A 21,547-nucleotide genomic window follows, 5' to 3' on the forward strand; every position below is an offset into this window, starting at 1 on the left:
TTTGCACTGGTTATTCAGTCGAGCCTCCTCTCGGCGGATCGCGGCACGATGGTTAGGGATATGGCTGGTCACCGCGGTGGCCGGCTCTCTCGTCCTGCCCACATCCGCGATCGCCGCATCCGCCCCCGAACCGCCTCCGAACAACGAGGCGGCATCCGCGGCGGGCGAGGTCAAGCTCATCGATCTCGGCTCCCTCAACGGCCGCGATGACGGGGTGTACAGCAGCCTCGGCTATAAAGCCAACGCCCGGGGCATCAACAACATGAGCCAGGTCGTCGGGACGGCCACTGTCTCTCACTTGAACGATCACCAGAGAGCCGTTCTGTTCTCCGGCGGATCCGTCAGGCAGCTGCACGACAGCCTCGAGGGCCTCGGCGACGGCGGGATCGTTCACAGCCATGCCTGGGGCATCAACGACGACGGCACGGTGGTCGGCACGTTTTCGGACATGGGCCCGGATGACGAGAAGACCTTCGTCCTCAAAGATGGCAAGGCGACTCTCATAGAGCAGCGCTTCGGGAGGGCCATCAACAACAAAGGGCAGATCGGGGGCGGCGGCTGGGTACGCGATCCGGACGGGTCCGTACTGCAGCTCCGTGCGTTCAAGGACCAGAACATGGGGGTCTCGGCGCTGAACAACTCAGGTTCAGTGGCCGGTAACGCCGACATGGACCCCGACCGGTCCGTCTTTGAGATACGCGCGTTCCGCACCAAGCCCGGACAGCCCCTCGACCTGGCCAAGGACATTCTGCAGTACGCCGGCGAGACCAAGGCCGCTGACATCAACGACAAGGGGCAGGTCGCCGGCCACGGGAAGAATATAAACGGCGGTATCGTCCCTATCATCTGGGACGCGAGCGGTGTGGCCGTAGAGCAGGACACCCCCCTCGGCGGCGAAGCGTACGCGATCAACAATGCGGGCATCGCCGTGGGATTGATGAGGACCTCCTCCGGGCCGACGAGAGCCGCCATGTACGCAGGCGGTGCCGGAATCGACCTGAACACCCTGGTGCCGGCGGGCACGAACCTGCGCTTGACAAGGGCCCTCGGCATCAACGACCTCGGTCAGATCACCGGTGTCGCAACGAACACGACCACAGGCGTGGGGCACGCCTTCCTGCTCGACCTGGGACTCGCCAAGCCCGTCATCAATTCGGTCACCCTCGAGACCAAGAGATACCCGTCCGAGGCGTGGGGTGAGGCCGGGGCCGTGACCGACGGCGACCCGGCGCGCATCACGGTTTCGGTGACCAATCCAGGCTCCATGCCCGTTTCCGCGCAGATCAAGCTGTACCAGGCGCCGAATCCGGGCGAGGCCGTGGACTACACGCCGTTGCCCAAGGTGGAACCGATCGAGGTTGAGCTCGAACCGAACCAGACCGTCAACGTGCGGGCGAATTGGGACACCGCTGGGGTTGCCTGGGAGAGGGGCGAGGCGAACCTGGTCCGGTATGTGAAGGCGCGGCTCTACATGGGCGGTGTCAGGCAGGGGTTCGCCGAGTCGGCGAAAATCACTACCAGGCCGAAGCCCGTGGTTCTGGTGCACGGCTGGAAGTCCAACGCGGAGATCGCATGGGGGCACACTCATGCGATCCTGGACAGCCTGCATCCCTATATCGGGTCATTCGCCGTCGGTGACGGAGAGTTCGGCCCCGATGGTGGCACCCTTGACACCGGTGACCTGTCGGACTCGTCGAAGCAGACCAATACGCTCGCTGAGAACGCCAAGGAGTTGGCGAAGTACCTGGAGAACGTGCGCACGCGGACGGGCGCGTCGCACGTCGATGTCATCGCCCACTCGATGGGCGGTCTGATCACGCGGCAGTACATCCAGACCGAGATGCCGAGCTCGCCGGATCACAAGCCGGTGGTGAACCGGATGCTGCAGATGGGCACCCCGAACCGGGGGACTCCCTGTGCGGACATGGTCGTGCTGAACGCCACCCTGACTGATGGTTCCGTTCCGTTCTCCCCGGCCACGGAGCAGAACACCGCTCGGTTCGTACGCGGTGTGTTCAACGAGCAGTACACGAACCTCAAGGGCGTGACCCCCTCCAACCTGGCGGGCGTGGGCAGGCCCCTGCCCTGCCTCGCCCCTCCCGAGCACACGGAGTTCCACGACAGTGACCTGATCGTTCCGTTGTGGAGTGCGCGGTTCTACCCCGACGTCCCCAGGACCGGAACCGTGCACATGTCGATGACCGACTCGGCGCGGGATTTCGAGAGCTACGTCAAACCGCGGCTGGCGTCGGTGCCGGGCAAGGACGGTGACCCGGATCCGCCCAGGTTGACCAAGGGGGTCACCGGCGACTCGGCCATGGCCGCCGCGCCGGCCGCCACGGCCACGGATGATGGCGGTACGGACGCGGGTTCCGTGTTCGCCGCGTCGTCGACTGCGGTGGAGGCGGGGAAGACGGTGAGTGTGCCGTTGGACGTCCCGCAGGGTTCGGCGTTCGGTGTGACGGGGTCGTTGCCGTCGACCGTCGGGTTGGTGTTGCGTGATCCGTCTGGGGAGCCGGCCGCGCAGTACGCGGCGGGCAGTGATGAGGCCAAGCAGCCGGTCCAGGGGTTGAGTGTCGCCAAACCACGGGCGGGTGCGTGGAAGCTGGAGATCACGAACTCGGCCACTGAGCCGGTCACGGCCAATCTGGGTGCCTGGGTCGCCGGTAACCCGGTGAAGGTGGCGGCCACGGTGGAGCAGCCGTCGGAGGATGGCCGGGTCAAGGTGACAGGCACCGTCACCGATGACGGTAAGCCGGTTACCGCGGTGCCGGTGCAGGCGATCGTGATCGGCGAGGACGGCGCGCGTGTTGAGCTGTCGTTGAAGGATGACGGCAACAGCGGTGACGGCGGCGCCGGTGACGGCGTGTACGGTGCCACCTCTGAGTCGTTGGCCGAGGGTGTGTATTCGGTCACGGTGAAGGCCGACACCGCCAAGGGGCTGCGGGCCGCACTTGATGTGGTCGAGGTGAAGAAGCCCGATCTGCGGGAGTTCGAGCTGACGTTGTCGGCGCAGCCCGGTGGTTCGGTGGCGGCGTCGCCGGCGCAGGACACCTACCGTGCCGGCACCAAGGTGACGGTGACCGCGACCCCTGAGGCCGGGCGGATCCCGATCGGGTGGACCGTGGACGGTGAGGAGCGGGGCGCGGGTGCGCTGAGGCTGACCATGGACGGCCCGCACACGGTGGTGGCGCGGTTCGGCGCCTACACGGTGACCGAGCTGGGTGCGGCGTCGCCTGGTCGAAGTGCGGCGGAGACGAGGGCGGTCGCGCTCAACGACCGCGGTCAGGTCGCCGCCACGGTGGACCAGAACCATACTCATAGGACGAGCGCTGTGCGCTGGCAGGCCGGTGAGTTCACCGATCTGGGTGACCTGCCGTGCACCGATGACCCCCGCAGCACCAACAGGTGCAGGGCGGTCGCCACGGGGATCAATGAGGCCGGGGACGTCTCCGGCTGGGCTACGTCGGGAGAGGGTGGGGCCAACCGCGCTGTCGTCTACCGCAAGGACGGTTCGGTCACGAATCTGCAGCCGGAATCGGGCGGATCGGCCCTGGGCCTGAACGACACCGGCCAGGTGTTCGGCACGGCGGGCGGTAACCATGTGATGTGGGATCAGGGGGGCGCGGTCCAGCTGCCCGCCAACCCGGTGTTCGACACGAAGTACACCTATGTCTCCGGGTATGCCTCCGCTTTCTCATCCCGGATCAACGCCCGGGGCACGGTGGCTGGTAACTATGTGATGGGAAGAGACCCGATCTACGGCAAGCCCGTCCGCTGGGGGCCCGCGCTCTACCGGGACGGGGTGACCACGCCGCTTGCGGTGCCAGGTTGCCCGTACAAGGACAATGAGTACGGCGACGCCTATGACGTCAACACCGCCGAGGTGGTGGCGGGTAGCGTGGATTGCGGCCCCAACAATCCCACGCGCGCCGTCCTGTGGAAGGACGGTCAGCCGACCGAACTCGGTGAAGGCGAGGCGACCGCCCTCAACAACCACGGGCTGGTGGTCGGCCGCGCGCTCGACCAGGACGCCTCTACCCCGGTCAAGACGATCTGGGAGCCGGTGATATGGCTGGAGGGCGAGAAGTACGCGCTGGCGGATCTGCTGCCCCGGCCGCTGTGCCCGCGGGAGCAGGAGGACACAACCGGGCCGTGCATGGGCCTTGATCGCCTGTATGACGTCAACTCCTCCGGCCAGATCGTGGCGCAGGGCTTCATCCGCGACCGTTCGACCACGGATCCGACCGGCTTCTCCGCCCATGCGCGGTCGTTCCTGCTGACCCCGACCACCGCCCGGGCGGATCTGGAGGTCAAGCAGACGGTGTCGGCGACCGAGCCGGGGCCGGGCTCGACGGTGACCTGGACTACCACGGTGACCAACAAGGGTGACGACACCGCGACCGACGTGCGGTTGGACATGCTGATCCCGCAGGCCGTCACCGGCGCGACGTGTGACACCTGGCGGGGCATCTGCACCGCGATCAAGGGCGGGTTCCGTAACACGGCCAGGGTGCTGGAGCCGGGCTGGAGCGCCACCGTCGAGGTGAGCGCGACCGTCCCGGACAACGCAGCCAACGGCACCGAGCTCAAGGCGGGGACCGGCGGCTACAGCCTGGCGGTGACCGACCCCAAGCCGGCCGACAACACCGCTTCGACCACCGCGACGGTGCGTCCGCTGCTGAACCCGTCCGGGGTCGACTGGACCGATCCGGTGGAGGCCGGCCAGGTCGGCTACCCGAATTCGGTGACGTTGACCAACCGGCTGAATGATCCGATCCCGTTGAAGGTGATCGCGGTCAGCGGGCCGTTCACCCAGAGCAACGCCTGCCCGGTGGAGCTGGCGGTCGGCAAGGCGTGCACGGTGGAGGTGAAGTTCGCCCCCACCGCGGAAGGCCCGGCCGCCGGTGCGCTGACCTTCACCACCGCCGACGGCGCCGCGCCGGCCTACACCGTGCCGCTGACCGGCAAGGGCATCAAGGCCGGTGGCATCCCGGTGGTGCAGGCCCCGGCCGCGCCGTTGCGGGGCCAGGTGGGCAAGCCGTTCACCCTGCGGGTGGACTTCACCGACACCGAAGCCGGCGACACCCACACCGCCAAGGTCGCCTGGGGAGACGGACCGCCGGTGGACGCCGTGGTGACCCCGCGGCCCGAGGGCGGCACCGTCACCCTCACCCGCACCTTCACCGCCCCGAAGAGCGGCACCGCCATGGTGATGGTCTACGACAGCGGCGACAACCTCGGGGATGCGGGCGTGCCGTACGTGATCAGCGAGGCGGCGCCCAGCACCGCGCCGGTGGTCACCGCCGGAGCCGACGTCGAGCTGACCACAGGCGAAGATCTGCAGCGCACCGTGACCTTCGCCGACCCGGACTCCACCTCCTGGACGGCCACGGTGGACTACGGCGACGGGGCCGGCCCCCAGCCGGTCACCCCCGACGCCGCCAAGCAGATCACGCTGGAGCACCAGTGGGCCACCCCGGGCACCTACCCGGTCACCGTCAAGGTGAAGGACGACGGCGACCTGGAGACCACGGCCACCTTCATCGCCACGGTCGTGGCCGCCGAGACCCCGAACCAGGCCCCGACGGTCACGGTGAGCCCGGCGTTCGACACCGTGGAGGCGGGAGCCGTCTGGGTCGCGCCGGCCTCCTTCACCGATTCTGATTCCACCTCCTGGACCTACATGGTCGACTACGGGGCCGGGGCCGGACCGCAGCCGCTGTCCAAGGTCGCCGGGCAGTTGAAGCTCGAGCACGTCTATGCCTCGGCCGGTGACTACACGGTCGTGCTGACCGTCACCGACGACAAGGGCGCCTCAGGCGGCGTCCAGGTGACCGTGCACGTCACCAACGCCGCACCCGAGGTGGCCCTGACGGCGCCGGCGGCGGCCAAGCAGCCTGCGAAGGTGGCGAAGGTGGGCGAGGCGGTGTCGCTCAGCGCCTCGTTCACCGACTCCGGTAAGGCCGACACGCACACCGCCACCTGGAGCATCGGCGGCGAGCCGGTGCCCGCAGCGGTCGCCGGACACGGCGGCAAGGGCACCGTGAGCGGGTCGCATGTGTTCACCAAGGCCGGGCTGTACCCGATCTCGGTGACGGTCACCGACAACCACAGCGGCGCCACCAAGGCCGACACCGCCGACGGCAAGCAGGCCTACGTGGTGGTCTACGACCCGGCCGGCTCGCTGGTCGGCGCCGGGCGGACGGTCTCACCTGCCGGAGTGTGCACGTTGGACGCCGCCTGCGCCAAGGAGGGCGAGGCGAACCTCGACGTCACCGCCCACTACCGCGACAAGGACACCACCCCCACCGGTGAGCTGCACTACAACGCCCCTGGGTTCGACCTGCGCGACGACTCCTCCACGGTGCTCGCCGTGGCCGGCGGCACCGCGATCCTGCGCGGAGAAGGAAAGGTCAACAAGACCGTCGACGTCACCTACGAGATCACCACTGTCGACTCCGGCAAACCGGCCGACAACACCGACCAGCTGGTGGTCAGGGTCTGGAAGAAGAACGGAGAGCTCATCTACGACACCAGCGGCAAGCCCGCACCGGTGAGTGGCGTCATCCGCGTCAGCGGCTGAGCCTGACAGTTCCGCGGGCCGTAGAGACCCCACCTGAGGCCTGCGGACAGCCGGATCAAACCCCACCCACAAACCCCCAAATAAACACCGAAAAGTACGCAGATCCCGTCCGTCCAGTGCACGGGCGGGATCTTTCGTCGGCGTGCTCCATCATCGAACCGATAAAGAGATCAGTAATGAGGTCAGGAGTCTCGGCTGGAGTGTCAAGGCACGTGGGGAAAGACCTCACAACTTGCCGACCTTGCCCGGTCCCGCCACCACATGAGCCCGTTCTGGCCTGCCAGTCGTGTCAGCGTCTCAAGGTGCCGGGAGGCGGCGGCGTTGTCGCCCAGCGCGGAGGCGAGCAGGGCCAGGTACCAGTCGACGGGCCCCATGCAGACCACCGCCGAAACCACGGAGATCCGCCCGGAATACGGCAGCAGCGCCGAGTAGGTCACCTGGCAGGCCGGCAGGTCCCCGATGGCGGCCTGGGCCGCGCCCTGCAGACAGGTCATGGAGAGCCACGACCAGTCCGGCGGCGGTGCCGGCCAGCCGTTCGCGGCCAAGGCACGGGCCTCCCGCACGCGGCCCTGCGCGCACAGCTGCAGCACCCGAGCATCGTGATCCGCACTGGGATGAACGCCGGTGATCGCGTCGATCAGCGGCCCTGCCTCCGCGATGGTGCCCTGGTTGTAGCGCAATATGAGACGCCCGATCGCCACCACTCCGCCCGCATACCAGTAGCCGATCCGGGTGGCCTGGCGTTCGGCCTCGCCGTACAGGTTTTCGGCGTCGTCGAACCGCCCGCTCAGGACGAGCCTGTTGATCCGCCATATGGTGTGCTGAAAGCGCGGCCATGGCAATGACAGCCGCTCCAGCATGACGTCGCAGCGGACGGCGGCCGCGTCCGCGGCGGCCAGGTCGAACAGCTCCAACCGGTGGTGGGCGAACATCATCTGGGCGAGCAGTTCGAATCCCGGCATTCGTGTGCGCAGTGCGAGCTCGTGCAGTTCCTCGGTGAGCTCCAGCAGCTCGGGGATGTGCAACGGCTGAGGCAGCGACAGGTGCCGGGCGTTGAGCATCCGCATCAGCAGATACGGGTCGCCCAGCCGGCGAGCCATCGCGATCGCCTCTGCGGAGAAGGCGTCACCGCGGGGGTCATCAGTCCCGTACAGCTCCTGTGCCAGTCCGCCCAGGAGGAGGGCTCGCTCGTGGCTGTCGGCTTCAGGCAGCGCTCGCAGCGCGGCCTCGAACCGTTCCACCAGCCGCAACTCCGCCGCCCCGTACAGATCACGCAGTGTCCAGATCGCCGGGGCGTCCAGTGCGGTGAGGGCGCGGGCGGTCAGCTCCGAGTTCCCCCCGCCTCGGTCGGCGGCACGTACGGCCTTCGCGCGGACCTGTCGCGCGCCGATCACGTCCCCGGCCTCCAGCAGCGCACGGACCTGCCGCAGCAGCAGCTCCACGTGCTCTACCGGGTCACCCGCGCAGGCGCCGTGCGCGGCGACCGCCCGGCCCCACCAGACAGCCGCCTCCTCGTAGGCCAGGCGCAGGCTCGCCTGTTCGGCGGCGGCGATCGCCCAGCGCGTGGCATCGGCGTACGCGGCCGGGCCGGCCTCCACCGCGTGGTGAGCGATGACCGTGACGTCCACGCCTGGCCGGAAGGACAGGGCGGTCATGACCGCCTGGTGGATGACCGCCTTGCGCAGCGGCGGGATCTCGCGGACAAGGGTCTCCCTGACCAGGTCGTGGGCGAACGCCATGGAAACCTCACCGGCAACGGTCAACCCGGCCCGGGCTGTCCGGTCCAGCGTGTCGTAGACCTCCACCCATCCGATCTCGGATGTCTCGCACACCTCGGCGACCACGGCCGGGTCGAAGTCCCGACCGATCAGTGCGGCGACACCCAGAACCTCACCGGCCTGCGCGCCCAGTCTGCCCAGCCACCAGCGGATCAGGTCGGCCACCGCCTCGGGAACCGCCTCCAGATCTCGCCCCTGGGCCAGCAGCCGAGCGCTTTCCCGTACGAAGAAGGGGTTGCCGCCGGTCCGCTCGGACAGGCGCTCGGCGGAGGACTCGTCCATCTCGGCGCCCATGGCCGAGGCGATCGCCCGCACCTCCTCCACCTCCAGACCGGTCAGCCGGATGCGAAGCAGGTCGTACCTGGCGAGCTCCCCCAGCAGACCGTCCAGTGAGAGATGGAACGAGCCACGGGGAAGTGCTGTGCCATGAATCGCCGTCTCGCGGAAAGCCGTCTCGCGGAAAGCGGCGACCAGCGTCAGCGGGACGTTCGCCGTCTCGCCGCCCGCCAGCATGGCGACATCTCTGAGCAGTGCGAGTGAGGCCGGGTCGGCCCAGTGCAGGTCGTCGAGGATGATCACCAATGGCTGGGTCTGCGCGGTCGCGGTGAGCCAGCGAGCGATGACCTGGTTGCGGTGGAGCAGCGCCGCCGCGGTGGAGCCGCTGGGCATCTCCTCATCGAGGAACCCGGCCAGCGCCTGGCGGTCCGGCGGTGGCCAGATCTCATCCAACGTGCGCAGCACCTGAAGCCACGGCCACAGGGCCGGGGTCCCCTCCATGTCGTGGCAGTTGCCCCACAGCACCACGTAGCCGAGGTCGGCGCACTTGTCGCGAAACACCTCCAGCAGCCGGGTCTTGCCGATGCCCGGCTCACCGCTCACCGCTGCGACGGCCACGCCGTTTCGACTCGCACGTATCGGCAGCGTCTTCAACTCCGAAAGCTGCCGCTCCCGCCCGACAAGGAGCCGCGGTGGCGACTGCGGAGGTACGGGCACCGACACCGCGGTGGCGGTCAAGAGCGGGTTCGTGAGCGAGTCGGAGTGCCGGAGGATATCGTTTTCCAGCGCCCGTAGTTCCGGGCCGGGGTCGAGGCCGAGCTGTTCGGTGAGCAGGTTCCCGGCATGGCGGAGCACGGCGAGCGCGTCTGCCTGCCGCCCGCTGCGGTACAGGGCCACGGCCAGCAGCCACCACAGCCGCTCGCGCAGCGGGTGCGCGGCCGCCTCGGGCTCCAGGTGGGTGATCACCGCCTGCGGGCGGCCGAGGTCCAGCAGGGCCTGGGCGCGCCGCTCGACCGCGACCAGGCGCAACTCGCGAAGGCGGCTGACATCCGTGACGGCCCAGGTCTCATCGGCGAACTCGCCGTACGGCCGGCCTCGCCAGAGCCGCAACGCCTCGTCCAGGGAGACGAGCACCTCACCGGGGGGACGTGACTCCGATCGGGTGACCAGTTTGGCGAACCGGATCGCGTCGACGTTCGTGGTGGCGAGCAGGTAGCCGGGAGGCTGCCCGAGGAGCAGCAGGGGAGGTGTCCGGGGGCTGCGGCCGGGCTCAATGATCCGGCGCAGATTCGACACATACGAGTGCAGGCTGGACAGGGCGCTGGCTGGGGGCGCCCCGCCGTACAGGTCATCGATCAACGTGTCCGCAGACACGACCGCCCCCTGCGCGAGCAGTAACCGGGCCAGCACCGCACGCGGGCGCGGACCGCCGAGATCGACCTGAACCCCGCCATCGCTGTAGGCCCCCACCGGGCCAAGAACCCGAAACTCCACCCTTACCACCTACGATCTCAGCGGCACGTCGCTACGAGGATGTCCACGGGTTCGTGAAACCCGATGAACGGCTCCCCTGCCTCGCCGGGGCTCTGCTTCCTCGTTTCACATCGAGTGACTCCTGAGGAAGAAAGCTGCGCGACATCCGATGTATCGTGACTGCCCGCTTTGTTGTAGATCGTCCCTCGTAAGGGTGATATCGAATCCGCTGGACGGCGGATGCCCGACCTTTGATCGCCCGCCCTGAGCAGCCGGGCGATCAGGACGAAGATTCCGCCCGATCCATCAGGCCGGGCGGAATCCGTCATGTGGCGGGGTAGGTGATGTCAGATCGACTGCAGTCCCCTCCCGGAGTCATTCCCGCCGTCCCCGGAGTTCGTGACCGCGAGGCCTCCCGCCGTCGAGCGATCGGAGCCGCTTGGAACGGCTTCGGGTTCCTTCAGGTGGGTGAGGGTGACAGTGGCGAGATCGCCGATCGTGCGGCGTTGCAGGAAAACCGCCACCGGCAGGATGACGCCGAGGTCGGCCGCGATCCGGTTGCGCAGCTGGACTGCCATGAGGGAGTCGAGGCCCATGCGGTGCGGGCGCTGCGCCGCGTCGACCTTCTCCCGGGGGAGCTGGACGATGGCCGCGACCTGCGTGCACAGGTACGCCGCGATGAGCTGTCCGGCCTGCTCGTCGCCGAGGCCTGCGAGGTCGGCCGGTTCGAGCTCCGCCGCGGGGGCGGCGTCCCCTGGACCGCCTTCCACGAGGTGCCGCAGAAGGGACGAGGTGCGCAGAGCGGGGAAGTAGTGGGTCCAGGCGGTGGGGTCGAACGACATGACGGACGCCTGGGCATGCGGGGAGGGGAGCAGGCGGTCGAGGACGGCCAGGCCCTCGGCGGGAGCGAAACCGGCGAAGCCGCGCTCGTTCAGCCGGAGGTCCTTGCTCGCCTTGGCGACCTGTCCGGTGGCGGACCACTGTCCCCAGTTGACGGTCAGGGCCGGGAGCCCGTTGGCCCGCCGGTGCCAGGCCAGCCCGTCCTGGTAGCCGTTGGCCGCGGAGTAGTTCCCCTGTCCCGGTGAGCCGATCACGGAGGCCGCGGACGAATAGAGGAGGAAGAAGTCGAGGGGCAGGTGGCGGGTGAGTTCGTGCAGGTGCCATGACCCGTGGACCTTGGGAGGCATGGGAGCGAGGAACCGCGCACGGTCCAGCTGCGCCAGCGTCCCGTCGTCGAGGACGACGGCGGAGTTGACGACTCCCCGCAAGGGAGGCATGTGCCGGGCGATGTCGTCGAGGAGATCCGCCACCGCCACCCGGGACGCTATGTCCGTCCTGGCGATCAGCACCTGCGCGCCGGCGGACCGCATCGCGGCGATCCGGTCCATCACGCCCTCCGAAGCGCCGCCGCGGCCGACCAGGACGAGGTGGCGCGCGCCGTTCTTGACGAGCCACTCCGCGGTGAGCAGTCCGACCCCGCCGCAGCCGCCGGTGATCAGATAGGTCCCGTCCGGCCGTACGGGGACCGGGCTCGCGGAGGGAAGCGGTCGGTGGCGGAGCCGCGCGGTGTATCTGCGGCCGTCCCGCAAGGCGATCTCCGTCTCGATCCCGTCGGCCCTGATCTCGGCTGAGAGGGCGCGGAGGATGCCGGAATCCGGATCCTCAGGAAGGTCGATCATTGAGCAGCGCAGTTCGGGATGCTCGTAGGGGATCACGCGGCCGATGCCCCACACGGCGGTCTCCGCGGGATTGACATCGCCGGTACCGTCCGGAGTCTGGGCAGCGGTGGTGATCAGCCAGAGCCGGGGAGCAGCCTGCTGATCACTCGTGAGCCCCTTGACCAACGCGAGCACCTCGTAGGAGCGCTCCAGCGCGTCCGGCCGGGTCGCCTCCTCGACGGAGGGCGCGGTGGACAGGCGCACGACAGCTCTCGGGGGCCACGCTCCGCTCTCCGACTGCTCCTTGATGAGGATCGTCCAGTCCTCGGTGGAGGCGAGGTCGAGCACGCACCGGTGGGGGTCGAGCCTCCGGTAGCCGGCACCCGGCTGGACCAGCAGCGGCTCGCCTCCAGCGGCCGCCAGCGAGGCGCACAGTTCGGCGCCGAGGGGGGAGTCGCTCACCACCAGCCAGGGAGCCCGCTCGGGTGCGGGGTCGGTGAGAGGCTCCAGTTCCGTCCACTCGACGCCGTACAGCAGACGGCCGGCCTTGCGCTCGACGACCTCCGGCGGATCGGCGACCAGCCGCTGGATCTGGAAGCCGTCGATGGAGGCGAGCACGCGGCCCTCGTCGTCGCTGACCAGCACGTCGAACTCGACCAGGTCGGGCTCTTGCGCGGTCGAGGTCCGCACGGCGGTCGACCACAGCCGAGCGCCTGGTTGCGGGCGGGCATGCACCCGGCAGCGCCTGGTGCGCACCGGCAGATAGGTGTCGTCCCCGGTGTCACCGTTGCCGAGCACGGCCATCACGGGCTGGAGGGCCGCGTCGAGCAGTGCCGGATGGCATAGGTAGCGCTGCAGTCCGGCGGTGATCGCGTCGTCGATCCGCAGTTCGGCGGCCACGGCCGCGTCCGTGCGGTGGAGTGCGACGATCGACTGGTAGGGGCCGGTCTGCTTGATGCCGCGGCGGCGCAGTTCGGCGTAGTGCTCCGCCACGTCGACGGTCTCCCGATAGCCGGCGACGCCGGGCAGGTCGATGTGGCGGTCGCCGGCGGTGGGAGAGCAGTGGCGCACCAGCGCCGTGGCGACCCGCGTCCATTCCGTGGTCCCGCCGGTGCTCACCTCGACGAGGTAGCACGTCCAGCGGCGGCCGCGGTCGGCCTCATCCGGATCGAGGCGAGCCTGGAGGCGCTGGGGTGTTCCAGGGGTCAGGAACACGGCTCGCTCCAGGTGGAGCTCCTCCACGGCGAAGGACCGGTCGCCGTACGCCTCCTCCCCGGCGGCCAGGGCGAGCTCGTGGTAGCCGGTACCCGACAGCATCGGCATCTCGTGCACGCGGTGGTGGTTGAGGTAGGGCAGTCGCTCGACGTCCAGGGCGAAGTCCCATACCAGGGTTCCAGTAGGGGCCAGGGTGAGCGCCGTGCCCGTGATCGGGTGTCCGCCGCCGTCCCGGACGGTCGCGGCCCGCCTGACCGGGTTCTTCCAGTACCGCTCGTGCTGCCAGGGGTAGGAGGGGAGGGGGACGTGCTGTCCGCTGTGGGGCTGCATCCGGGAGAAGTCGATCGCCCGCCCCTTGACGTACAGCTCGGCGGCGGCCTCCAGAAGGGAGGTACGGCCGGGCGTGTCGCGGGCGAGTGCGGTGACGACCGCCCCGTCCCCGCCGACATGGCGCAGGTTCTGCTGGACGGCTCGGGCGAGCAGCGGGTTGGGGCTGAACTCCATGAAGGTGTCGAATCCCTCCTCCACCAGATGCTGGACGGCGTCCGCGAACAGCACCGGCTCGCGAAGGTTGTCCACCCAGTACGCCGCGTCCATCCCGGACCCGTCCAGGAAGCGGCCGGTGACCGTGGAGCACAGCGGGACATCGCCCCGCCGGGGGCGTAGAGGGGCGAGCAGTTCGAGGAGCGGTTCGCGGAGGGGGTCCATCTGCGGGCTGTGCGAGGCGATGTCCACCTGTACGCGGCGCCCGAAGACGCCTTCGGCGTCAAGGTCGCGGAGGATGGCGTCGATCTCCTCGGGCTCGCCGGCGAGCACGCAGGACGTAGGGGAGTTGCTCACTGCCAGGACCGCGGTGCCGCCCCGCTCCGCGATCAGCGCCTGGACGCGCTCGGACGACAGCTCTACCGCGGCCATCGCCCCCTGACCGCTGGTGGCACGGATCAGCCGGCTGCGGCCGCAGATGATCCGGGCGGCGTCGTCGAGGTCGAGGACTCCGGCCACGTGAGCGGCCGCGACTTCTCCCATGGAATGCCCGATCACGGCATCGGGCTCGAAGCCCCAGGATCGCCACAGGCGGGCGAGCGCGACCTGCACCGCGAAGATCGTCGGCTGGGCCACATCGATCTCGGCGAGGCGGGAGGTCTCGGGGGCGGCGTTGAGCTCGGCGGTCAGCGACCAGTCGACGTAGCGGCGCATGGCGTTCTCGCAGTCGGCGATCGCCGTGGCGAAGACCGGCTCCTCGTCGAGCAGGTCGCGGCCCATGCCGACCCACTGCGCCCCCTGGCCGGGGAACACCCACGCCGTCAGGTGCGGGGCGCCGGGATCACGGACGTCATCGGCCTCGCCGGCGTACACGCCCTCCGCGTGACCGTCCGCGGCGAAAGCGTCCAGTTTGGCGGCGGCCTCCTCGCTCGTGCCGGCGACGACCGCCAGCCGCTGGTCGTGGTGGCTGCGCCGTGCTCCCGCCGCGCCGGCGATCTGGTGCAGCGAGGAGGGAAGCAGGTCCCGGTAGCGTGCGGCGAGCGCGCCGAGCGCGGAGGGAGTACGCGCCGAGATCGGCAGCAGCACCGCGCGGTCGCCGTCCTCGCGCCGCTCCTCCTGTCGGCTCCACTCGTCCGGCCGCGAAGCGGAGGGCGGCTCCTCGACGACGATGTGCGCGTTGGTGCCGGTGATGCCGAAGCTGCTGACCCCGGCCCTGCGGGGGCCGTCCAGGTCCGGCCAAGGCTGTCCCTTGTCGCACACCCGCACGCCGATGCTGTCCCAGGGGATGGAAGGGTTGGGCGTGGTGAAGTTCAGGCTCGCCGGGAGCCAGCCGCGCTGCACGCACAGCAAGGCCTTGATCAGGCCGGTGATACCGGCCGCACCCTCGGTGTGGCCGAGGTTGGTCTTCGCCGAGCCCACGAGGAGCGGCCGACCTTCGGGCCGTCCCCGCCCGAGCACCGAGTCCAGGGCGGCGATCTCCACGGGGTCTCCCGCGCTGGTGCCGGTGCCGTGCGCCTCCACGTACGCGACGCTCGCCGGATCCACCCCGGCGTCACGATAGGCCGCCGTCAGGGCGGCCTGCTGCCCAGGGATCTGCGGGGTCATGAAACTGTCCGAGTGCCCGTCGTTGCTCGCGGCGGCCCCGCGGATCAGCGCGTGGATCCTGTCCCCGTCGGCCAGTGCCCGCGACAGGGTCTTCAGCACGACGATGCCGGCGCCCTCGCTGCGCACGTAGCCGTTGGCGCGCGCGTCGAACGCCTTGCACTGGCCGTCCAGGGCCATCATCGATCCCTGGGAGAAGCCGATGGCGTGGTCGGGGGTGAGGATGGCGTTCACGCCACCGGCGATGGCCAGGTCGCACGACCCGGCGCGTAGTGACTGGACGGCGAGTTGCACGGCGACCAGGGAGGAGGAGCAGGCGGCGTCGAGTGCCACACTCATCCCCTTGAGGTTCAGGGCGTGGGAGATCCGGCCCGCGTTGCCGCCACGGGTGCTTCCCGTCACCGTGTGCACGTCGAGCTCTTCGGCGGCTCCCGACTGGCGGTCCCAGTAGTCGCTGGTGATGACGCCCATGAAGACCGCTCCGGTCCGTTGTGGCATCTCCTCCAGCACCAGACCGGCGTCGTCGAAGGCTTCCCAGGCCACCTCCATCACCATGCGGTGCTGGGGGTCCATCGTGGCCGCCTCGCGCGGCGAGATGCCGAAGAACGCCGCGTCGAACTCGTCGATGCCCGAGACGAAACCGCCGTACTTGGAGGCGAGCTTGCCCGGCACACCGGAGGCGGGGTGATAGACCTCCTCGACGGGGAACCGATCCGGCGGAATCTCGGAGATCGTGTTCTCGCCACGGCACAGCAGCTCCCACAGCTCTTCGGGTGAACGGGCGCCGGGCAGTCGGCAGGCCATCCCCACGACGGCGATCGGCTCTGACGCGGATGTGGTTTCTTGGTTCAAGCTCATGGCGGTTTTCCCCTGTCACGGTTTCTGGGCGGAGGCGGGAGACTCTGCGCCGTGTGCCTGGGGGAGCAGCGCGGAGTCACCGCGGCCGGAGGAGGGGACGCGCACCTTCGCAGCCCGCTGTTCCAGCGCATCGAATGATGACGATCGCTACTTGCCGCCGGCTTGGGGGCCCTCTTGCCGCCGGCTTGAAGATGTTCCCGTGCCGCACTTGCCGGCCGAGAACCGCGAACGTGGCTATCCCGGCAGCACCGACCTTCTGGTCCGCGCATGCCTTCGGGGTCTCCGCGGAAGCGGGGACAACGGCTTCCGGCAGTGGCGTGACGCCGGAGTATCCCCCTTGACATGCAGAAACAGGATCACGCGAAGATCGACTCATACACCACGTCCGTGGACGTGACCCCGGGCCCTGACAGTACGGCTGAGCTAGCCGCCCAGAAGGAACGGAGCGCCGGGCGCCGGGCGGGGAAGCCCGCTCATCCCGGTGGGGGCGAGAGCGGGTGGACGTTCCCGGGACACTCTCACCGTGGCATTCCGTCAATTCTGTAAATCAAATACCGATATTTCCCACTATTCACTTGGTAAACAGTAAGGATGATCTAAAGGTATAAGCTTCCGCTGTTCCTGGTTTGGCATCGCACTTTCCATCGTTGCCGCGTACCGACAGGCCCGCAGGCCCGTCGCCTGCCCGGCGCGGTGGCGGGCGGCGCCGCTCTCCTGGCGGGGCGCACGAGTGGCACCGCCTGCGCGTACACCCGAGATCACGGACGGCGTGGGGCAGGTGGGGATGGCGACGGTCGGCGAACCGGATCGGATCGCTCTCGACGGCGACGGGAGCCGGCCGTGGGCGGGCGTGGCCGGGGGCCTGCCCGGCGGGGCGGGGCGGTGGTACCGCCGGGACCCGCTGGGGTTCGTCGAGCGGGCGGCCCGCGAACGGGGCCCGGTGTTCCGGCTGCCCGACGACGGATCGTTGTGCGTGGCCGACCCGGTGGAGGCCCTGCGGGTGCTGCACGACGAGGAGGGCCACTACGACGAGGTGTCCGACTTCTTCCACCTCCGCGGCGGCCGGCTGGAGCCGCGGGCGACACAGGTCGCGATCGGGCGGGCGGCGCGCGCGACGTTACGCGCCCACCTGGCCGCGCACCGTGAACGGCTGCCCGCCGTCGTGGCGGAGCTGGGGGAGGTCAGCGAGTGGCCGTCGGCCGGGCGCGCCGCCGCGCACCGGTTCCTGGCCGGGGCGCTGCTGCGCCCGGACAGCCCGCCGGCGCTGCGGGAGCTGATGGCGCGGGTGGTGCGGCGCGATGTCCTGATCCGTCCCGCCGGCCCGCTGGCGCGCGTGGCGCAACAGGCGCTGTGGGCGCGCGCGGTACGGGCGGTCGCCGCCGAGGCACGCGCCCGGCGGGCCGGTCCACCGCCCGGCCGGTCCGGCGACCTGCTGGACGCCGTGCTCGGGGCCACCCCGCCCGGCACTCCCGCCGCGCAGGTCGCCCAGGCGTACCTGCTGCTGTTCCGGACCTCGGTGGCGCCGGTGGGCCACGTGGTCGCCTGGGCGCTGCTGGCGGCCGCGACCCACGGCGTCGACCTGGCGGCCGTGCCCGCGGAGTCGGCCGTACGGGAATCGCTGCGGCTGTGGCCGGTGGCGTGGCTGCTGGGCCGCCCGGTACTCCGCGCCCACCACATCGGCGGCGTGCGGCTGGAGCCGGGGGAGAGCGTGGCGGTCTGCTCCTACCTGCTGCACCGCGACGACCGGCACTGGCCGCAGGCCAACCGGTTCCGGCCCGACCGGTGGGACGGCCCCGGCCCCCGCGGGCCCTACCTGCCCTTCGGCGGCGGCCCGTTCACCTGCGCCGGCGCCGCCGTCGCCCAGACCCTGGCCACTGACCTTCTCGCCGCCGTGACCGACGGCGCCCGCCTGGAGGTGCGCGGCGGCCACGGCCGCCCCCATGTCGCCGGCATCATCACCCCTCCCCGGTTCCGGCTGCGCCGGACCCCCCACCAGGCCCCGAGCACCAGCCGCGCCCAGGAAAGGAGGTGAGTTACATGAGGAAGCTGCTGCGCCGGGTTACCGGCCGCCGGGTCAACCGGCAGGCATGGCACATCTGGTAAGTCCTCTCCCAGTGGCCGCGCCGGGCCCGACGGCCCGGCGCGGCCCTCGACCCGGCGTGCGGCCGACGGGACACCCGTGCGCAGGAGGCGCGCATGTCGCATGTGGATGAGACGCTGGCGGCGTACGAGAGCGTCGCGGCCCGGTACGACGAGCTGAACGCGCGGTTGGACACCGCCAGGCTGGTGGACCGCTACGTGGAGGTGGTGGAGCGGTACGGTTCGGGCGGGCGGCGGCTGCTGGACGCCGGGTGCGGGACCGGCCGCAGCAGCGCGGCCTTTCGCGAGCGGGGGTTCGAGGTGACCGGCTACGACCTGTCCCCGGCGATGGTGGCGATGGCCCGGCGCCGGCCCGGGGCCGAGGGGATCCGGTTCCAGGTGGGACGGCTGCAGCAGCCCCCGCCCGGGTTGACCGGCTTCGACGTGGTCGCCTGCGTGGATGTGCCGATGGCGTACCTGACCGACACCGACCAACTGCGGCGGGCGCTGGCGGCCGCGCGTGACCAGCTCACCGAGGACGGGGTGCTGGTCTTCGACCTCAGCACCGTCGGCCACTACCGGCGCGCGTTCGGCGTCCCCACGATCGCCGACCGGGGGGACCGGTACGTGGCGTGGTTCGCGGTGTCCCCGCGGATCGAGGCCGACGCGGTCGTGGTCACCCAGTTCGACCTGTTCGAGCGGGCCGGCGACGGTTGGGAGCGGGTGTCGATGCGGCACGTGCAGCGGCACCACTCCGACCGGACGGTGCGCCGGGTGGCCGAGCAGGCAGGGCTGCGCGTCGTGGCCACCCGAGGTCTGGTGGGGACGTCGGCGCGGGAACCGGCCGACGAGGACGACCACGACCGGATCCTGTACGTCGTCCGCCGGTCCGGCTGAGCGCGCCCGCGTCCCGCGACGCCCGCCTCGAGACCTTCCGGCGGTCTAAGGGGTGCCGGCGAGGCTCCGGACGCAGGTCGCGAGAGCCTCAAGCAGTCCCTTCTGCTGGGCGGGTGTCAGGTCGGCGCACATCTTCTTCTCGATCCTGCGGATCGCCACGCTGGCCGTACGCAGGTGGTCCAGGCCGGCCTGGGTCAGCACGGTGGGCAGTTCGCGGCCTCTGGGGGCGGTCGCGGGCCGGGTGACCAGGCCGCGATCCTCGAGTCCGCGCAGGACGACGTTCATCGACTGGCGGGTGACGAAGGTGCCGCGAGCCAACTCGGCGTTCGACAGTCCTGGGCGCTGCCCCAACAGTTCCAGGCACGCGTACTGCGGCACGGTCAGGTGCAGCGGGCGCAGCGCCACGTCCATGGCGTTGCGCAGCGCCACCGCGGCCTGTTTGAGGACGTAGCCGACGGCGTCGTCCACCGGACCAAGCATCTCGCCTTGACTCATGTCAACATCCTGACACATAATGCTCTATGTCAGGACTTTGACATAGCGGAGGAGAGCGCCATGACCGTTACCGGACCCGACTTCATCGCCCTGCAGGTGCGCGACCTGGATCGCGCCGCCGCCTTCTACGAAGACCGGCTCGGTCTGCGCCGCCCCCCGGCAGGCCCGCCTGGCGCGATCGTGTTCGCCACCACACCCATCCCGTTCGCGCTGCGTGAACCGCTGCCCGGCGTCGACCTGGACGCGGCCGCCCGGCCGGGTCTCGGCGTGGCGCTGTGGTTGCACGCCACCGACGCGCAGGAGGTGCACGACGCGCTGGACGCGGCAGGCGTCCCGGTCGTGACGCCGCCCTTCGACGGCCCGTTCGGGCGTACGTTCACCTTCACCGACCCCGATGGATACGCCGTCACGATCCACGACAAGCGGTGAGCTCCACACCGGTCGTTGCGGTCAGTGAGAATCACCCGGCGTGATCGATCCCGGACCGCGGACGTCGTCTGATCCTCACGGTTCTCATCGCTCAGGCTCTCCGGCGGCCGGCCCATCGGGACAGGGCGCCGGCCAGGGAACCGGCGTCCGAACCTGCCCAGCAGACGTAGCCGTCAGGGCGCACCAGCACGGCCTCAGCGCCGAGCTCGCGCGTGATCCCCGCGTAGCCGATCCGGTCCGACCACGGGGCGGCGGCCGTACGCAGACGGTCTGTCGTGGTGAGCAGTACGGCGCGGCCGTCTCGCAGGTCGAGGCCGGGCAGATGTCGCCCGGCCAGCGGGTGCGGCTCTCCCGGCATGGGATAGCGGATGTCCAGCCCCGAGATCATGCCCGCCACGACCTTGTTGGCCTCCGGAACCCGCAGCAATTCCTCGACAATGTCGCGCAGGGCCAGATTCTCCTCATGGGGCACGAGCAGCACGGCCTGGGCGCGGGTGTTGGCCAGCACTCGCGCGGCCACGGGGTGCCGCTCGTCCTGGTAGGTGTCGAGCAGCCCGTCCGCAGCCCAGCCGTTGACCTCGGCGGCCAGCTTCCAGCCCAGGTTGAAGGCGTCCTGCAGGCCGAGGTTGAGCCCTTGCCCGCCCATGGGGGAGTGGATGTGCGCGGCGTCGCCGGCCAGCAGTACCCGCCCGTGCCGGTAGTTCGTGACCTGCCGCGAGGCGTCGGTGAAGCGGGAGGCCCAGCGGATCCCGGTGAGCGTCACCTCCGGTCCGAAGGAGTTTGCCAGTGCCCTGCCCACCTCCTGGTGGGTGATCGGCGCGTCCCTGGACAGGCTCTGCTGCTCGGGGCCGTAGAAGAGGAAGCGGTGCACGCCGTCGCCGAGCGGCGCCAGATAACCCTTGCCGGTGGCGGAAGGGGTCATGATCGGCAGGCTCCACGAGGTGGGCGCGGGCCCGGTGAGGGTGAGGTCCGCGACCGCCATGCGCAACCGCCCGTCCAGCCCGGGGAAGCCGATCCCCAGTAGCTCGCGCACCGCGCTTCGACCGCCGTCACACCCTACGAGATAGCGGCCACGCAGCCGTACCGGACCGGCGGTGGCGGTGACACCGTCGTCGTCCTGTGCGAGCGCGGTCAGCTCGTGCCCGCGCAGTATCCTGGCCCCCAGCTCTGCCGCCCTGGCTTCGAGCAGCGCCTCGACCCGCGTCTGCGGGATGCCGATCATGTACGGGTGCCGGGTGTCCCAGGCGTTGAAGTCCAGCCGCAGCCCGGCGAAGTGGCCGCCGGGCACTCGCTGGATCGCCCGGTCCATAAGCGGGTCGAGCAGTCCGCGCAGTTCGAGCGCCTCGGCGGTGCGCGGTTGCAGGCCGAGCGCCTTGGATTGGCCGCTGCGCGCGGGCAGCCGTTCCACCACGGCTGCGGACACCCCGGCCAGGCCGAGCTCCGCGGCGAGCATGAGGCCGGTGGGGCCGGCCCCGACAATGATCACATCGATGTCCATGCCAGGACGGTAGATCGCGGGGCGTCCCTTACCGCAAAGAAAGGGACGTGCCGCAGCCGCCTGATCCCGAGGTGGATCCAGACTGTGACGGGACGTTCCGTTGATCCCGCGTGGTTCGCGCGGAGACGGTGGCCTTTCCTGGCCGGCCGCGTCGAGCGGCAGCCGAACCGGCGGCCGGCCGCGGCCGAGCGGCGGGATCGCTCCGAGTCCGGAGGGCTGC

Annotated in this window: 8 protein-coding genes; 4 read left to right on the top strand and 4 right to left on the bottom strand. The window is 70.2% G+C overall.

From position 1 onward, the window contains the following. Positions 1-76: 76 nt before the first annotated feature. The gene (locus tag BM085_RS03500; RefSeq protein ID WP_093885570.1) at positions 77-6,586 is read left to right on the top strand and encodes a PKD domain-containing protein; all 6,510 of its coding nucleotides are present in this window, start codon (positions 77-79) and stop codon (positions 6,584-6,586) included. 203 nt (positions 6,587-6,789) lie between these two features. Here BM085_RS03500 and BM085_RS03505 read toward each other — a convergent pair whose 3' ends face one another. Both BM085_RS03505 and BM085_RS03510 read right to left on the bottom strand, forming a co-directional pair. Continuing rightward, the gene (locus BM085_RS03505; protein WP_177244937.1) at positions 6,790-10,134 is read right to left on the bottom strand and encodes an ATP-binding protein; all 3,345 of its coding nucleotides are present in this window, start codon (positions 10,132-10,134) and stop codon (positions 6,790-6,792) included. 326 nt (positions 10,135-10,460) lie between these two features. Further along, on the bottom strand, positions 10,461-15,929 hold the full coding sequence (locus tag BM085_RS03510; protein ID WP_093885572.1) for a type I polyketide synthase: 5,469 nt from the start codon (positions 15,927-15,929) through the stop codon (positions 10,461-10,463). 769 nt (positions 15,930-16,698) lie between these two features. Here BM085_RS03510 and BM085_RS03515 point away from each other — a divergent pair. Together BM085_RS03515 and BM085_RS03520 are read left to right on the top strand one after the other, a co-directional pair. Further along, positions 16,699-17,961, top strand: coding sequence for a cytochrome P450 (locus BM085_RS03515; protein WP_143120787.1), 1,263 nt, complete (start codon positions 16,699-16,701; stop codon positions 17,959-17,961). A 164-nt stretch (positions 17,962-18,125) separates the two neighbouring features. After that, positions 18,126-18,905 (top strand): class I SAM-dependent DNA methyltransferase, encoded by a 780-nt coding sequence (locus tag BM085_RS03520; RefSeq protein WP_093885574.1) that lies wholly within the window; start codon positions 18,126-18,128, stop codon positions 18,903-18,905. Positions 18,906-18,950: 45 nt separating this feature from the next. Here BM085_RS03520 and BM085_RS03525 read toward each other — a convergent pair whose 3' ends face one another. Then, entirely contained in the window at positions 18,951-19,400 is a 450-nt protein-coding gene (locus tag BM085_RS03525; protein WP_093885575.1) for a MarR family winged helix-turn-helix transcriptional regulator, read from the bottom strand. Positions 19,401-19,460: 60 nt separating this feature from the next. Here BM085_RS03525 and BM085_RS03530 point away from each other — a divergent pair, with 60 nt between their 5' ends. Beyond that, the gene (locus tag BM085_RS03530; RefSeq protein ID WP_093885576.1) at positions 19,461-19,829 is read left to right on the top strand and encodes a VOC family protein; all 369 of its coding nucleotides are present in this window, start codon (positions 19,461-19,463) and stop codon (positions 19,827-19,829) included. Positions 19,830-19,920: 91 nt separating this feature from the next. Here BM085_RS03530 and BM085_RS03535 read toward each other — a convergent pair whose 3' ends face one another. Further along, positions 19,921-21,327 carry an FAD-dependent monooxygenase gene (locus BM085_RS03535; RefSeq protein ID WP_093885577.1) on the bottom strand — a complete coding sequence of 469 codons (1,407 nt, stop codon included), beginning with the start codon at positions 21,325-21,327 and terminating at the stop codon, positions 19,921-19,923. Positions 21,328-21,547 lie beyond the last annotated feature (220 nt).

Origin of the sequence: Streptosporangium canum, assembly GCF_900113865.1 — a bacterium.
Taxonomy (GTDB): Bacteria; Actinomycetota; Actinomycetes; order Streptosporangiales; family Streptosporangiaceae; genus Streptosporangium; species Streptosporangium canum.